The following is a 15,782-nucleotide window of genomic DNA, read 5'->3' on the forward strand; positions in this document are numbered from 1 at the left end:
CCCGCCTACCCAAGAGGATCGGGCCCCACCAGCGCCACGTCTCCGGCGCCGTCGTACCGGAGGACCTGAGCCAGCAGATCAGCCCCGACGTCCTCAACCGCCTCAACCGGGCCCTTGACAGAGCACTCGACGATCAGGTCCACGACCACACCGCTCTCGGCACCAACACCAACGGCAGCAGCAGGGCCCGGCTCGAGACTCGCGGCCCCCAACCCGGCCACAAACCCGGAGACTACGAGACCACCCCCTACCCGCAGGCCACCCACACCCTCGGACTCGCACCCCTCATCGACCAAACCCCACCCTTCTAACGCTCCAGGTGCCACCAATACATGACCGGACGTCACCGTTATGCCGAGCTCCACGCCCACTCCGCCTACTCCTTCCTCGACGGGGCCAACGAGCCCGATGACCTGGCCTCGGCCGCCGTCGAACTCGGGTTGGAGGCCCTCGCCCTGACCGATCACGACGGCGTCCCCGGCATCGTCAAGCACGCCCAAGCAGGCCGTGCCCACGGCCTGCCCACCATTCACGGCACCGAGCTCACCCTGGCCGACGGCTCCCACCTGCCCGTTCTGGCTCGCAACCCCACCGGCTACCGCCGCCTGGTGTCCGCCATCTCCCGGCACAACCTGGACGCAGGGCAACGTCAAGAACCGGCCCACGACCTGCCCACACTCGCCTCGGCTCTCCGCTCCGACCCCACCGGCCAGACCGAGGCGGCGGCGGGGACCTGCCTCGTCCTCACCGGTACCGCCAACGGCCCTTTGCGTCGGGCCCTGGGGGATCCACGTCGACCCGACGCCTGGGACCTGAAGGCGGCAGACACCTGCTTGGGACACCTGACCGAGCTCTTCGCCGCGCCTGACCGAGGCCGTCCAACCAGCACCACCACCGGTGACACACAGGTGGAGGGAGATGCCGCTGTGGGGCTGGCCGTCGAGATCACCCTGGATGGGGGCCCCACCGACGCCGCCCTCACCGAGACCCTGACCCGACTGGCTCACGCTCACCGGCTTCCCCTCGTGGCCACCGGGGCAGTGCGCTGCGCCCGCCCGGCCGACGCCCGCCTCGCCGATGTGCTCACCTCCACCCGCCTGGTCACCGACCTGGAAGGCGCCCGCGGTCACCTGCCCCCCATTGGCCGCTGGCTGCGAGGGGCCCAGGACATGGCGCTGCTCCACCGGCGCAGTCCCGGAGCCGTCGACCTGGCCGCCGAGCTCGCCGCAGACCTCGCCTTCGACCTGTCCCTCATCGCCCCCGACCTCCCCGACGCCGATGTCCCGGAGGGCCACACACCTGCCAGCTGGTTGCGTGAGCTCACCCGCCAAGGCGCCACCCGCCGCTACGGCACCCCGCAGGAGCACCCCCGGGCCTGGGAGGTGCTCAACCATGAGCTCGAGGTCATCGAGTCCCTGGGATTCCCCGGCTACTTCCTCATCGTGCACGCCATCGTCGAGTTCTGCGCACAGTCGGGAATCCTGTGCCAGGGGAGAGGCTCGGCGGCCAACTCCGCAGTCTGCTACGCCCTGGGCATCACAGCCGTCGACGCCGTCAGGCACCAGATGCTCTTCGAGCGCTTCCTGTCCCCGGGGCGAGCCGGCTACCCCGACATCGACCTCGATATCGAGGCCTGCCGCCGCGAAGAGGTCATCCAACACGTCTACTCCCGCTACGGCAGAGAACGTGCCGCCCAGGTCGCCAACGTCATCTCCTACCGCCCCCGATCCGCAGTCCGTGACGCCGCCCGGGCCCTCGGCCACCCCGCCGGAGTACAGGACGCCTGGGCCAAGCAGATGGAGCGGTGGACCTCAGTGCGTCCCGGAGGACTGTCCGGGCAGAACGACGAGGTCCCTGAGCCGGTCCTCGACATCGCGGAGAAGCTGCTGAGACTGCCCCGCCACCTGGGGGTCCACCCCGGAGGCATGGTCCTGTGCGGCCGCCCCGTCACCGAGGTCTGCCCGGTGCGCTGGGCCGCCATGGACAACCGCTCGGTCCTCCAATGGGACAAGGACGACTGTGCCGAGGCCGGCCTGGTCAAGTTCGACCTTTTGGGCCTGGGAGCGCTCACCGCCCTGCGCCTGGCCTTCACCACGCTGGCACAGCGGGGGCAGACCGTTCCCGACGCCGTGACGGAAGGAGAACTGCGCACCTCCCAGTCCGGCCGTCCCTGGGGGCTGCACACCCTGCCCGAGGAGGACCCGGCCGTCTACCGGCTGCTCACGGCCGCGGACACGGTCGGAGTCTTCCAGGTCGAGTCGCGTGCCCAGATGGCCACCCTGCCCCGACTCCGGCCCCAGACCTTCTACGACATCGTCGTCGAGGTCGCCCTCATCCGCCCCGGCCCCATCCAGGGCGACGCCGTCAACCCCTACATCCGCCGCAGGCTGGGGCGCGAGGAGGTCACCTACCTGCATGACTCCCTCAAACCCGCCCTGACCAAGACCCTGGGAGTGCCGCTCTTCCAGGAGCAGCTCATGCAGATCGCCGTCGACGCCGCAGGCTTCAGCCCCGCCGAGGCCGACAGCCTGCGTCAGGCCATGGGAGCCAAACGATCCATAGAGCGCATGGATGCCCTCCGCAACAAGCTCATAGCCGGAATGAGATCCAGAGGCATCGACGCGCCTACAGCGGAGACGATCTACAGCAAGTTGAGGTCGTTCGCCGAGTTCGGCTTCCCCGAGTCCCACGCCTTCTCCTTCGCCTACCTGGTCTACGCCTCAGCCTGGCTCAAGGCGCGCAAGCCAGAGGACTTCTACGCCGGGGTCCTGGCAGCCCAGCCCATGGGCTTCTGGTCCCCGCAGTCACTGGTCGCTGACGCTCGCCGCCACGGTGTGCGCGTCCTGCCCGCGGACATCAACCGCTCACTGGCGCAGGCCACCGTCGAGCAGCGGGAAGACCACCAGGGCGCCGGCCCATCAGACCAGTGGGAGCCGCTGAGGCCCCATCCCGCTGCCCCGTCCTCCCTGGACATCCACGATGATCTCGCAGTGCGCCTGGGCCTGGACCCGATCAAGGGGCTGGGGGAGCGGGCCGCGCAGGCCATCGTCACCGAGCGCCGTGCCCACGGCCCCTACCGGGACCTGGCCGATCTTGCACGACGCGTGAGTCTGAGCCGCTCCCGCCTTGAGTCACTGGCCGTCTCAGGAGCCCTGGACAGTCTAGGCGTGGAGCGCCGTCAGGCCCTGTGGGCTGCCGGAGTCCTCTCCGATGAGCACGGCCGACGTCGTGGCGCCTCCCGTCAGGGGCCGGAAGTGTGGTGCCAGCCCACGCTTCCGGGAACCGCCGTCGGCTCCCAGGCCCCAACCTTGCCGACCATGACCGACCGCGAGCGCCAGGCCGCCGACCTGAGCCTGACCGGAGTGTCCACGCAGGGCTCGCCCCTGAGGCTGCTGCGAGCCTCACTGACCGCCGACGGTGTGCTCAGCGCAGCCGACCTGGCGGATCAGGAGCATGGGAGCCGGGTGCGCGTCGCCGGCGTCGTCACCCACCGGCAGCGCCCCCACACTGCTTCCGGCATGATCTTCCTCAACCTGGAGGACGAGACTGGTCTGCTCAACGTCGCCTGCCGAGCCGGTATGTGGCGCCGCTACCGGAGCATCGGCAGACGCGCCGTCGCTCTCATCGTGCGCGGCACCGTGGAGAAGGGCGACGGAGTCGTCGCGCTCATGGCCGATCGTCTCCAGGTCCTTCCCGGTGTCCCGGGCACCGGCAGCCGGGACTGGTGCTGACAGCGGCACCCCTCACTCCTTGCGGGAGGAGTAGGCGGGCAGCTCGCCAGTGACCGGGGCGTCCTTGGTGTGCAGCTCGGAGTAGACGGACCAGAGCACGCTGATGAGCGGGACCGCGACGATCGCGCCGAGCAGGCCGGCGGCGTAGGTCCCCAAGGCGACACCGATGATGACCACCACAGGGTGCAGAGAGACCTGGCGACCCATGATGAGGGGCTGGAGGATGTGCCCCTCGATCTGGCCGATCCCGGCCACTCCCACGCCGACAACGATCATGGTGACAAAGCCGCCGGAGGCCAGGGCCACCACCATGGCCACGAGCATCGCCAGAGGTGCGCCGATGATCGGAATGAAGGCGCCAATGAACACGAGCACCGCCAGGGGTGCTGCCAACGGGATCCCCACCAGCTGGAGGAAGATCCCGGCCATGATGGCGTCGGTGAGCGCCACCAGCACAGTGCCGCGGGCGTACCCGGCGAAGGTGTACCAGCCGGCGCCCGCAGCCCGGTGGGTCGACTCCCGCATCGTGGCAGGCAGCTCGTTGAGGAACCAGCGCCACATCCTGCCCCCGGAGGCCAGGAAGAAGATCGTGACGAACAGTGCCAGGGCCAGGACCGTGAGCACATCAACGACCGCACTGGCGTTGGACAGCAGCTCCGAGGCCAGGGACGGGGCATTGGACTGCAGATAGTGCTGCCCCTGGCGCAGCCAGAGCTGGAGTTGGTGATAGATCTGCTGCTGCGTCAGGTGCAGCGGCCCATTCTCCAGGAAGTCCATGATGGTGTTGAGGCCATCGCCGAACTGGGACGCCAGGGAGCTCCACTGGCTGGTGACCGAGGTGACCACGTACGTGACCAGTCCGGCGATCGCACCGATGGTGGTGAGAAGTGCCAGGAAGGTCGCCGGGTAGCGGGGCATGATCTTGGCGAAGAGGTTGACCATCGGCTGGAGGATCGAGGTGAACACCAGTGCCATGAACAGGCCGATGAAGACCGGGATCACCTGCGAGGTGGCGTAGAAGATCAGGCCGATGACAATGATGATGCCCAGTCCCAGCCAGGCCCCCATGCCACCCCGCACCAGCCAGGCGGGTAGGGAGTCCATGACCGAGGAACGGGTCGTGACCGTCTCGGGGAAGGAGACCGAGGGGGCCACGCGCACATGAGTGGTGGACACCGGGGGAGCGGCCGGTCTGCTCTCCGCCTCCTCCGGAGTCGACTCCCAGTGCAGCTGGTAGTCGCGGTCCGCCTGCCTGCGCCTCTCCGCCCAGTCGATCCCCCGGTCCAGCGCCGTACGGGCGCTCTTGAGCCGGCTCAGCAAGCCACTGCTGCTGAGGGTCTCTCGGGCGGACTTCTTCCCCGAGCCGGGTCCCTGAACCGCCTGGTGGGAGTCGGAGCTCTGGGAGGACTCGGGAATCTCGGGCGGCGCGTCCTGTGTCGGCTCCTGTGACGGAGAGCTGTTGGTTGCCATGGGGTGAACGATCAGTCCTTCGCTGGATAACGGGCTGACGAAACACGCCCAGCCTACTAGCGTGGCCCCATGACCGCCCCGAATGTCGGCAATCCGACTCACCCCGCCGTGACGAACCAGCTGCGTCTGCCCCGCACCGCCGCGTTAGGGTCAGGGCGGGGAGGACAGCAGAGGCTCCTCATCGACGCCCCGGCCGGGGCCGCAGAGATCTACCTCCACGGCGCCACCGTGACCTCCTGGGTGCCGCGCGGCGGCTCGGAGGTCATCTTCACCTCCCGGCAGGCGGTCTTCGACGGCGCTACCGCCATCCGTGGAGGAATCCCCCTGTGCCTGCCGGAGTTCGGGGTCGGCATCAACGGTGACGCCGTACCGAAGCACGGGTGGGCCCGTATCGCCCCCTGGCGGCTGCTGACAGTCACCAGCACCGACGGCGGCGGTGTCCGCGCTCTTCTCAGCGTCAGTCGCGACCGCCTGACAGCGCTCTACGAGGTCGAGGTCGGAGAGACGCTGCGCCTGGGACTCAGCCTGCGCAACGAGGGGAGTGAGCCCCGCACGGTGGAGGCGGCCGCGCACACCTATCTCTCAGTCCACGACGTCACCGCCAGCCGCATCAGCGGGCTCGCAGGCGCCCCTTACAGCGACAACCTGGCTCGCAGCCCGCAGGAGGCCCACCACGTCCAGGAGGGCGATGTGACGATCCATGGCCCCGTGGACCGCATCTATGACTCCGCCGAGCCGATTACCGTCACTGATCCCGGGCATCAGCGCATCATCGGCATCGACAAGCGCAACGCGCCCTCGACGATCGTGTGGAACCCCTGGTCCACGCACAGCGCCCCGCTGCCGGACATGGCCGACGACGAGTTCCCTGCGATGGTGTGCGTTGAAAGCGGGGCGGTACGAGAGCACGCGCCCACCATCGAGCCCGGGGCAAGCTGGTCCATGCAGGTGACCGTGAGCGTCGAGAACACCGCAGTGTGATGGGAAGCACTTGAACGTGGCTTGGTGGCCTCGGTGGCCGCCATGCTAAGTTTCTCTGCGTCGCCAGGACGAGGGCCTGGCCAAGCCGCTGAAAGGCGGAGGAGACAACACAAGTCCGAGTGGCGGAATAGGTAGACGCGCTAGCTTGAGGTGCTAGTGCCTTATTAAACGGGCGTGGGGGTTCAAGTCCCCCCTCGGACACCACCAACAGATGATCCCCGGGACCGGAAGGTTCCGGGGATCATTGCGTTGTCCTTCAGGAGGCTTCGCTCAGCCCCACTCGGGACGGTAGAGGTCAGGTCGGGAACGCATGCAGCACATGATGAGCGGAACGATCCCCAGCCCAATGAAGTAGAAAAGCAGGAACAGCTCTGACTTTCCGGTGTCATGGAGACGGCGGGCCGTCACCGCGAGTGCCGGAATAATCATCGCGAGAATGTAGAGCAAGAATGCGCCACAGGTGATTATCAACGCCGGAGGTGTTTTACCGGGGTGCACGAATGATTCCGGAATCGTGATGATAACTATGATCGTATAGAAGGCAGAGGGGATAACTATCTGAAACAGTAGAAAAGGCCACCAGAACTCCGACTGGGAGGCGTATCCGCTGAACTGGGCGTAGCGCTGGAAGAAGCGCTTGACGGCCTCTCCCAAGCGCGCACGAGGAAGGGGGGCGACGTCGGGAGCCAATGACATGGGCCCGAACTGGTTGGGATCACCATATGGCGCCTGGTCGCCGTTGGGTGCGGGATCGGTTCCGTAGGACATGAATCCTCCATGTAAGGCGGGGAGAGGAGCGGTGGGTACCGTCATGGCTGAGAATACCCGTGCTGATGGGCTTTCTGGTGTCAGGTCGGCGCACGAGTCACATCCTAAGGGTAGAGGGGGTCCCTTCCTATGCCGGGTTACAGGGATACGGAATACCGGAAGAATGTCAGCCTAAAATACTCGATCCCACCAAGCTGCCATGAGTCAGGCGGGGGTTCACTTTCTCCCCGAGCACCGCCAATGCAATGGTCCCCGGAACCAGGAGGTTCCGGGGACCATCTATTGTCCTTCAGGAGGCTTTACTTAGCTCCACTCGGGACGGTAGAGGTCGGGGCGGGACTCCAAGCAGAGGAAGACCAGGAGCACTATTGAGGCACCGGGAATGAAAGCGATGAGCAACCAGAGCCCCGACTTTCCACTGTCGTGCAGGCGCCGTACCGTAAGGGCCAGGCCCGGGATAAATGTAGCTATCGCATAGGCGAAGTAGAGAAGCATGACGACGACCATCCCGATACCGGTACCGGTCCCGACATCGTCTGAGGAACCATCCGCCGCCGCACCAAGACCAATGACCATGAACAACAGGAAGTAGAGGCCAAGTCCGATGAGACCGTTGAAGAGCGCAACCCACCAGAACTCGGAGCGGGACGCATAGCCTCGGAACTGGGCGTAGCGCTGGAAGTAGCGCTTGACGGCCTCACCGAAGCCTGCTCCAGGCAGCGGGGCGATGTCGGGTGTCAGAGGCGGGGGCCCGAACTGTCCGAACTGGCTGGGGGCGCCGTAGGGAGTGGGACCACCGGGATAGGGTGCGGGACCGCCGTATGGCGCCTGGTCGCCATAGGGTGCGGGGCCGGTTCCGTAGGACATGAATCCTCCATGTAAGACGGGGCAGGGAGCGGGGGGTGCCCTCATGGTTGGGAGCACCCGGGCTGATGCGCTTTCTGGTGTCAGATCGGCGTACGAGTCACAGCCTAAAGGCACAGGGGAGGGCTCGTCACCTCGACTCCCTCCCGCTGCGGTGGGGAGTACTCCCTATGCCGGGCCACAGGACATCCACGTCGTTAGACTGAGCCCCCATGCACTCCGCCATTTCACTGAGCACCCCTCCAGGGACACGGCACAGTCCCGTGCTCATACGTGCACGCGCCGGGGTCTGTCTGGTGTTCCTAGCCAATGGTCTGGGATTCGCCAACCTGGTGCCGCGTTTCCCGGAGATCGTGGCTGGGTTGGGGCTGAGCAAGAGCGCCTTCGGGCAGGCTATGGCCGCGGCCAGCGTCGGTGCTCTGGTGGCGGGGCTGGCCGCGTCATGGCTCATCTCCCGCCTGACCTCGGCCAAGGTCGCCAGCCTGGGCATGCTCGTGGTTGCCCTGGCGCTCCTCGGAGCGGGGCTGGCCCGTTCATGGCTCGTCCTGGCGGTCTGCCTGCTGGTTGTGGGCGGGACGGACTCCATTGTCGATGTCGCGCAGAACGCTCACGGACTGCGGGTCCAGCGCCGTTGGGGCGCCTCCATCGTGACGAGCTTCCACGCCTCGTGGTCGCTGGGGGCGGTCCTGGGGGCAGCCATGGGTCAGGCCATGGCCGGAGCCGGAGTGGGGCTGGGAACCCACATGGTGCTGACGGCGGTGGTGTTGCTCGTCCTCTCGGTAGGCCCCCTGCTCGCAGGCTGGTTCCTCCCCGGCCATGATCGTGATGATCGCACCCCCGATCAGAACAAGGAGCTCGACGACGCCCCCGAGATGAGGCCGGCGACATCGCCTCGTCGAGTCCGACCGGTCACGATCCTCGTGCTCTTCGTCGTCGGACTGCTATGCGCGGCCTCGATGTTCCCCGAGGACGTCGCCATGAACTGGTCCTCCCTGTTCCTGTCCGAACAGGGCGCCGGTGCCGGTCACGTCGGGCTGGGGCTGGTGGCCCTTCAAGGAACGATGATCGTGGGGCGCCTGGTGGGCGACCGCATCATCGACGCTGTCGGTCAGCGGGCCGTGATCGCCTGGGGCGGAGCACTGGTCACCCTCGGAATGAGTATCGCCCTCCTGGTCTCCTCCGTACCCGGGACACTGCTGGGGATGGCGATCTCCGGGGCGGGGTGCGCCGTCGCCGTCCCCGTGACCTACTCCGCCGCCGACGACGTTGAAGGGCTTCCTCCCGGGCTGGGACTGACCATCGTGTCCTGGCTGGCCCGTCTGGCGGGTCTCCTGGCGCCACCGGTTGTCGGCCGGCTCGCTGACGATCACGGACTGTGGGTGGCTCTGGCCTACGGCCTACTGGGTGGCCTCATCATGGTCTCCTGCTGGCCGGTCCTGCGCCGCAGGCCTGCGGAGACTCAGCGGCCGGGCTGACGCGAGGGCTCAGACCAGTCCTGCCTGCTGGCGCAGCTCGCTGTCCTTCTTCCGAGTCCAGAGTCTGCCGATCGCGACGGTGGCGAGTGCCGCAGCGATAGCGACGAGTGCAAGGACCGAGTTCCATATCAGTGCGTGAGTGTGAGCATCCTGCGAGGAGGAGCCGGCCGAGAACGCAGTCTGATTCAGCATCACGGAGGCGAAGATGGAGAGAACAGCCACAACGAACTCAACCAGGAACACGATCGCAGCAAGGTTCCAATAGCGCTCGCGCCGGCGCGCATCGCACCACGCGGGCAAGGAGGGGGCGTCGACATCCTCCCAGCTGAGTTCCCGCGGCTCTTCTCCTCCGGGCATCATGCGGGGATACGAGACGAGGAGCCGGTCGCACTGCTTGGAGGCGTGGGAGAGGAGCGCGCCGAAAACGCTGACGCCGAGGAGCAGGGGAATGAGCGTGAGCTGTCCGGCGGCTATGAACAGCAGGAAGATCACGATCCCCACGAGCAGGAAGACTGAGGCGAAGACGGTCATGCCGACCAGGGCGCGCCGCCCCTGCCTGACGCGCTTGTCGACGTCGTAGGCATCCGGCCACGGGGGACCCATGCGCCCGTCACGAGTGACGCCACGCGCGAGGGACCCTCCGTTCGGGTGAGTGATGAGATCTCGGCGCAGGCCCGCCTCAATGTCCAGGGGACGCGAGGAGCCGGGCTCCTGCCCTGCCAGCTGGGTCAGAGTCTGACGCAACAGCCCCCACTGCTCCTCGGCCACGAACCTCGGAGTGCGCAGGGCCCATGCGCCGCGAGCGCAGGTGACCGCGACGGCGAGTGCCCCGAGGGCGAAGATGCTGGGAAGAACTGTGAAGACCTTCTGGATACCGGCGAAAGGGTCGCTCGGGGGCGCGATGGAGGGGCTTCGGTGGAAGGAGATGGCGAGGTACAGGCCGATTCCCGCCAGTCCCAGTGAGGCGGCGGTCTGCAGCAGTCGCAGCAGCATGCCCCCACTGAGCTGAACGGACAGCGCCGCCGTGCCCGGGTCGTAGGCGGCGATAGTGTGGTCTACGGTTTGCCGCACCTGCTGCTCACTTGCCGCGCTAGCCGGAATGGACAAGCGTTCCTTGACGAGCGCAAGGCCGGTCGGAGACCTTAGACCAGACTCGAAGCTCGGAATGTCATGGTGCTCCACGTAGCCGCGATGAGCTGAGTCGAAGGTGCTTCTCGTGTGCATGCTCTCCACGCGGGCGGGGACCCGCTGCTCGACCGTGATGACATCACCGCGTCTGCGTACCCGCACCGAGGGCAGCATCCAGCGGGGGATGGCGGGACCATGGCGGTGGCTCTCAGGCGTGGGGGCGGTAGTCACTCAGGCTCTTCTCGTTGGGGGACATCACCCTCGAGCATAGGCCCATGAAATGACCCGGGAGAGGAATTCGAGCGGCTCCTCACGAGTGAGGCGAGGCGGAGGCGTTAGCATCAGCCTCCATGGACTCCTTTGAGATGACCGTTGCTGCTGACGGCGACCTGCCCGCACTAGTCCTGTCGGTCCCCACCGGCGACGACCTCAACCGCATCACCGAGATCTGCCAGGACGCGGACATTCAGGAGTGGACCTTCGTCCCCCGCAACTATCAGCGCAGTGACGCGCAGTTCTTCGTCGAGCAGGTCGTGGCCAAGGGCTGGAGCGAGGGACGCGAGCTCACCTGGGCGATCCGCGAGGCTGATGCCGGTGCCCCTCCGGACCTAGTGGGCATGCTCGGCATCACCCTGAGCGGCCCTGAGAACGCTCGGACCGGCGAGGTCGGCTACTGGCTCGCTGCTGCGGCGCGTGGGCGCGGAACCATGACTCGCGCCGTCGCCGCCCTCATCGATACGGCCTTCGACCCAAGTGGCCCCCTGGCCCTGTCCGCTCTGCGGTGGCGCTGCGACATCCATGAGACGAGCCACGGCCCCGTGCCCAACTGGGCCTCCTGGAAGGTGGCCTGGTCCCTCGGCTTCCAGCGGGAAGGGCAAGTGCGCCGCTTCCTGCCCAACGATGGTCGGCTCCATGATGGCTGGATCGCCACCCTGCTGCCCGACGACCCGCGCGAGCCGCGAGCTCCCTGGGACGGCCCTGTTGAGACAGACGGCGTGCTTCCTCTGGTGGCTCACGACGGCGTCGGAGAGAGGGAGGGCGACGACCCCGAGGCCCTGGTGCGCCGCTTCCACCACGTCTACGGACTTCCCGTCCAGACCGACGGCGCCAGCCTCGAGCGCGAGAGTCTCGACATGCGCATGAGTCTCATCGCCGAGGAGTTCTCCGAGCTCGTCGGCGCCGTCTACGGGCAGGCCGCACGCGCCGAGATCGAGTCGAGCTACCGTCGCGCCGTGGCCGCTGACGACGGTACTCGCGACACCGTCGAGACCGCCGACGCCCTGGCGGACCTCATCTACGTCATCTACGGCATGGCCCTGGAGACCGGGATCGACCTGGCATCCGTGCTCGCCGAGGTGCAGCGTTCCAACATGTCCAAGCTGGGTGCCGACGGCAAGCCGGTCTACCGCGAGGACGGCAAGGTCCTCAAGGGGCCGGACTACTTCCCTCCGAATGTGGAGGCTGTGCTGCGCCGTCGCCGCCTGCGCTGAGAGGAGCCCTGCGACGCGGCCATAACTATACTGTGCGTGTAGTACAGTTCTGGCCGTGACTCGTACTCCTGGACTTCGCGCTTGGGCGGCCCTGGCCGTCCTGACCCTGGCCGTGACCCTGCTGGCCATCGACTCCACGGTGCTGGCTCTGGCCATCCCCTCGCTGAGTGCGGACCTGAGTCCAACGGCCAGCCAGCTGCTGTGGATTGGTGACATCTACTCCTTCACCCTGGCGGGTCTGCTGGTGACCATGGGCAATGTCGCCGACCGCATCGGTCGGCGACGCCTCCTGCTCATCGGGACGTTCGGCTTCGGAACGGCCAGCATCATGGCGGCCTTCGCTCCCAGCGCGGGAGCCCTTATCGCCGCCCGAGCCCTGTTGGGCGTCGGCGGTGCCACGATCATGCCCTCCACCCTCTCCCTCATCCGCAACATCTTCCCCGACGCCCGCCACCGCACCACCGCCATTGCGATCTGGTCCGCCGGCAGCTCGGGTGGCACCGCCCTGGGGCCCCTGGTGGGCGGAGTCCTGCTCGAGCGCTTCTGGTGGGGCAGCGTCTTCCTCATCAATGTCCCGGTCATGGCGGCCGTCATCGTCACGGGCCTGTGGCTCCTGCCGGAGTCCAAGAACGATCAGGGAGCCCCGGTGGACCTGGCCTCCGCGGTCCTGTCGGTCCTGGCCATCGTGCCGATCACCTACGCCGTCAAGTCCTTCGCGCACGACGGCCTCACCGTCGTTGCGATCGCGGCACTGGTGGGCGGTTTGGCCGCCGGCTGGCTGTTCATCAGGCGTCAGCGCACGCTGGCCACGCCGCTGATCGACGTCGAGCTCTTCCGGCGCCCCGCATTCACCTGGGCCATCGCGGCCACTGTCCTGGCGATCTTCGCGTTGGCCGGCCTGCTGTACTTCTTCTCCCAGTACCTCCAACTCGTCCGGGGCTACTCCACACTCCGAGCCGGCTTGACTGAGCTGCCCGCGTCGCTGGCCTCCATCGTGGTGGTCGCGGTCGTCGCCGCGGTGGTGCGCCGGCTCGGCAACGGTCGGGCGCTCGGAAGCGGCCTGCTGGTGGCCGCGGTGGGGCTGGTCGTGGTCGCGCTGGGGGAGTCCTACGGTGGGATCGTGGTCATCGGCGTCGGTCTGCTCGTCATCGGCGCAGGTATCGGCCTGGCCTTCACGGTCTCCACCGGAGCGGTCCTGGGAGCGGTGCCGGCGGACCGGGCAGGAGCGGCCTCGGCCATCTCCGAGACCGGTCTCGAGCTGGGTGTCGCCCTGGGGATCGCGGTGCTCGGCACGATTCAGGACGTCGGCTACCGGCTGCTGCTCGGACCCGCCCCCTCCAGTCTTCCGCAGCGGGTGGCCGAGGCTGCCGAGCAGTCCCTGGCCACCCTGGCGGGTGCCATCGACCTGAGCAACCCCGGGCAGGCCGAGCTGATGGTCCAGGCCCGGGAGGCGTTCACCTGCGCCATGCAGGCCACGGCCGTCATCGCCGCCGTCATCCTCCTGGGTGCGGGCGTCATGGCTGCCCGCCATGTTCCGGCCACGAGCGAGACGAGTGAGGAGTCTGCATGAGAACCTCGAAACGGGACCGCATCATCACCGGGGCGCTCGAGCTCGCCCACCGAGACGGCTTCGATGCCCTCACCTTCGACGCCCTGGCCGAGCACGTCGGACTGACTCGAGGCGGTGTCATCTACCACTTCCGCACCAAGACCGAGCTCTTGGAGGGGATCGCTGTGGCCTTCCAGGAACGGTGGCGGGCCGAGGCGCTGGAAGCACTGGGCAAGCCCCTGGAGGAGGCGAACCGCACCGAGCGCATCGAGGCCCTGGCGCGCTCCGTCCTCGATGGTGAGATCCTCCCCGGAGAGGTCAGCTTCATACTCTCGTCCACGCCGCAGGCCGAGACGATCAAGAACGCCTGGGACATGCTGCGTGACGAGTGGATCGGCGAGGTGGACGAGCTCAGCGCGATGCAGCGCGTGGCGCTGCTGGCCGTGGACGGATGGTGGGCGAACCGCGCTGTCGACAGCCGTAGCCGCAATCCCGATGAGCCCGCCATCGCCGAGCTCATCGTGTCTCTGGCTCGCGGTGAGGCCAGCGATGGCGGACGGCAGTGACAGCTCCCCTAGAAGCGGGGAATGTTACGCATGTTCGATGTCGCCATGCTCACGGCCTCACCCGCACCTCGATTAAGGACGATCTTGCTCATTGCTGTGGCGAAGCCGATCAGTTGCTCACCCGTGATCTCTGGAGGAAGCGACAGAGCGTTGGGGTCGGTGATGACCTCGACCAGTGCTGGGCCATTGAAGTCGAAGGCCTTCTGAAAAGCTCTGCGCAAGTCTCGTGGATCGTCAACGCGTTCGGCATGGAAACCGATCGACTGTGCTACTCCGGCGTAGTTGACGTCGTGGACATCAGTTCCGAAGTCGGGCAGACCATTGACCAACATCTCGAGCTTCACCATACCCAGGGTCGAGTTGTTGAAGACCACGACCTTGATCGGCAGGTTGTGCATACGGGCGGTCACGAGTTCTCCCATGAGCATGGACAGGCCGCCGTCGCCGGACACGGAGATCACCTGGCGATGGGGGTGGGAGACCTGTGCGCCGATGGCATGGGGGAGAGCGTTTGCCATGGATCCGTGCAGGAAGGAGCCGATGAGACGGCGCGTACCCAGCGGGTCGATGTAGCGTGCGGTCCACACGTTGCACATTCCGGTGTCCGCAGTGAAGATCGCGTCCCTGGCGGCGACCTCGTTGAGCACGTGGGCGGCATACTCGGGGGGAATGGGTTTGATCCTGTCCGCCTTGCGCGTATAGGCGCCAATGGGTGCCTTCATGATCTTGGCATGCTTCTTGAGCTGAGCCTTGAGAAAAGCGTCGGAGCGGCGTTTCTTAATATGCGGAATGAGAGCTTCGATGAACGGGATGACGTCTGAGTGAATCGGGTGAGAGACGTCGGTGCGCCGCCCCAGCTTCTCAGCGTGATTGTCCACCTGGACCGTCACGGTGTCCGGTAGGAACTGATCGTAAGGGAAGTCGGTTCCCAGTAGGAGCAGTACGTCGGCATCCTTCATTCCCTCGGCGGCGGCCCCGTATCCCAGAAGGCCCGTCATACCGACGTCGTAGGGATTGTCATACTGGATGAAGTCCTTGCCGCGCAACGAATGACCGATCGGTGCTTTGAGCAGGTCGGCCAGTGCGATGACTTCGTCATGAGCGCCCTTGACGCCGGCACCGGCGAAAATCGCCACCTTCCGAGATTTGTTGAGTAAGGCGGACACCTCGGCCACGTCTGCAGGGTTGGGTGACAGGGTGGCCGGTCTGGCCTTGGAATACTCGGGGATGGCGGCAGTGGCCTTCTCGTCGGAGACATCTCCCGGCAATGAGATCACGCTCACGCCGCTCAGGCTGACAGCGTGGCGGATTGCGGCGTTGACGACACGAGGGGCCTGCTTGGGGGTGGAGATGAGCTCTGAGTAGACCGAGCACTCGTTGAACAGACGATCCGGGTGGGTCTCCTGGAAGTAGGACTGGCCAATCTGGACGCTGGGGATGTGCGAGGCGATCGCCAGCACCGGGGCGCCCGAGCGCTGTGCGTCGTATAGGCCGTTAATCAGGTGAAGGTTGCCCGGACCGCAGGAGCCGGCGCACACGGAGAGCTCGCCGGTCAGCTGCGCCTCAGCCGCAGCAGCGAAGGCGGCGGCCTCCTCATGGCGTACATGGACCCAGTCGATCCCACCCTTGGCGGAACCGCCAGTCTTACGGACGGCGTCGACGATCGGATTGAGGGAGTCTCCTACGATGCCATATATCCTGCGGACACCGGCATCGACGAGCTGGGCCACGAGCTGTTCTGCGACATTCATGCGTCTCTC

At 66.8% G+C, this 15,782-nt stretch carries 11 protein-coding genes, 1 tRNA gene and 1 pseudogene; 8 read left to right on the forward strand and 5 right to left on the reverse strand.

Going from position 1 to position 15,782, the window contains the following annotated elements:
- Both HMPREF3165_RS05520 and HMPREF3165_RS05525 read left to right on the forward strand, forming a co-directional pair.
- Positions 1-311: pseudogene (locus tag HMPREF3165_RS05520) on the forward strand (HNH endonuclease); the annotation flags it as partial.
- 21 nt (positions 312-332) lie between these two features.
- Positions 333-3,731, forward strand: coding sequence for an error-prone DNA polymerase (locus HMPREF3165_RS05525; protein WP_070511434.1), 3,399 nt, complete (start codon positions 333-335; stop codon positions 3,729-3,731).
- A 12-nt stretch (positions 3,732-3,743) separates the two neighbouring features.
- Here HMPREF3165_RS05525 and HMPREF3165_RS05530 read toward each other — a convergent pair whose 3' ends face one another.
- On the reverse strand, positions 3,744-5,201 hold the full coding sequence (locus HMPREF3165_RS05530; protein WP_070511436.1) for an AI-2E family transporter: 1,458 nt from the start codon (positions 5,199-5,201) through the stop codon (positions 3,744-3,746).
- 69 nt (positions 5,202-5,270) lie between these two features.
- Between HMPREF3165_RS05530 and HMPREF3165_RS05535 the strand changes: the two genes are divergently transcribed.
- Together HMPREF3165_RS05535 and HMPREF3165_RS05540 are read left to right on the forward strand one after the other, a co-directional pair.
- A complete protein-coding gene (locus tag HMPREF3165_RS05535) occupies positions 5,271-6,182 on the forward strand; it encodes a D-hexose-6-phosphate mutarotase (RefSeq protein ID WP_070511437.1) in 912 nt (303 codons plus the stop codon).
- Between the two features lie 113 nt (positions 6,183-6,295).
- A tRNA-Leu gene (locus HMPREF3165_RS05540) sits at positions 6,296-6,386 on the forward strand.
- A 66-nt stretch (positions 6,387-6,452) separates the two neighbouring features.
- Here the strand turns inward: HMPREF3165_RS05540 and HMPREF3165_RS05545 are convergent.
- Both HMPREF3165_RS05545 and HMPREF3165_RS05550 read right to left on the reverse strand, forming a co-directional pair.
- Positions 6,453-6,950, reverse strand: a complete 498-nt coding sequence (locus HMPREF3165_RS05545; RefSeq protein WP_070511438.1) for a DUF805 domain-containing protein — start codon at positions 6,948-6,950, stop codon at positions 6,453-6,455.
- A gap of 303 nt (positions 6,951-7,253) precedes the next feature.
- Positions 7,254-7,817 carry a DUF805 domain-containing protein gene (locus HMPREF3165_RS05550; protein ID WP_070511439.1) on the reverse strand — a complete coding sequence of 188 codons (564 nt, stop codon included), beginning with the start codon at positions 7,815-7,817 and terminating at the stop codon, positions 7,254-7,256.
- 209 nt (positions 7,818-8,026) lie between these two features.
- On the opposite strand from HMPREF3165_RS05550, the gene HMPREF3165_RS05555 reads away from it, so the two are divergent.
- Positions 8,027-9,289, forward strand: coding sequence for an MFS transporter (locus tag HMPREF3165_RS05555; RefSeq protein ID WP_070511441.1), 1,263 nt, complete (start codon positions 8,027-8,029; stop codon positions 9,287-9,289).
- 9 nt (positions 9,290-9,298) lie between these two features.
- Here HMPREF3165_RS05555 and HMPREF3165_RS05560 read toward each other — a convergent pair whose 3' ends face one another.
- Positions 9,299-10,648, reverse strand: coding sequence for a hypothetical protein (locus HMPREF3165_RS05560; protein ID WP_070511443.1), 1,350 nt, complete (start codon positions 10,646-10,648; stop codon positions 9,299-9,301).
- A gap of 119 nt (positions 10,649-10,767) precedes the next feature.
- On the opposite strand from HMPREF3165_RS05560, the gene HMPREF3165_RS05565 reads away from it, so the two are divergent.
- The 3 genes from HMPREF3165_RS05565 to HMPREF3165_RS05575 are packed head-to-tail and all read left to right on the forward strand — an operon-like array spanning position 10,768 to position 14,022.
- Positions 10,768-11,907, forward strand: coding sequence for a bifunctional GNAT family N-acetyltransferase/nucleoside triphosphate pyrophosphohydrolase family protein (locus tag HMPREF3165_RS05565; protein ID WP_070511445.1), 1,140 nt, complete (start codon positions 10,768-10,770; stop codon positions 11,905-11,907).
- Between the two features lie 55 nt (positions 11,908-11,962).
- A complete protein-coding gene (locus HMPREF3165_RS05570; RefSeq protein WP_083303220.1) occupies positions 11,963-13,477 on the forward strand; it encodes an MFS transporter in 1,515 nt (504 codons plus the stop codon).
- Positions 13,474-14,022 carry a TetR/AcrR family transcriptional regulator gene (locus tag HMPREF3165_RS05575; RefSeq protein ID WP_070511449.1) on the forward strand — a complete coding sequence of 183 codons (549 nt, stop codon included), beginning with the start codon at positions 13,474-13,476 and terminating at the stop codon, positions 14,020-14,022. The genes HMPREF3165_RS05570 and HMPREF3165_RS05575 overlap by 4 nt, the downstream gene beginning before the upstream one ends.
- Positions 14,023-14,030: 8 nt before the next feature.
- On the opposite strand, the gene HMPREF3165_RS05580 is transcribed toward HMPREF3165_RS05575, so the two are convergent.
- Positions 14,031-15,773, reverse strand: coding sequence for a pyruvate dehydrogenase (locus tag HMPREF3165_RS05580; RefSeq protein WP_070511451.1), 1,743 nt, complete (start codon positions 15,771-15,773; stop codon positions 14,031-14,033).
- Between the last annotated feature and the right edge of the window lie 9 nt (positions 15,774-15,782).

The sequence above is a fragment of the Actinomyces sp. HMSC08A09 genome, assembly GCF_001807465.1.
GTDB classification, from domain to species: Bacteria; Actinomycetota; Actinomycetes; order Actinomycetales; family Actinomycetaceae; genus Actinomyces; species Actinomyces oris.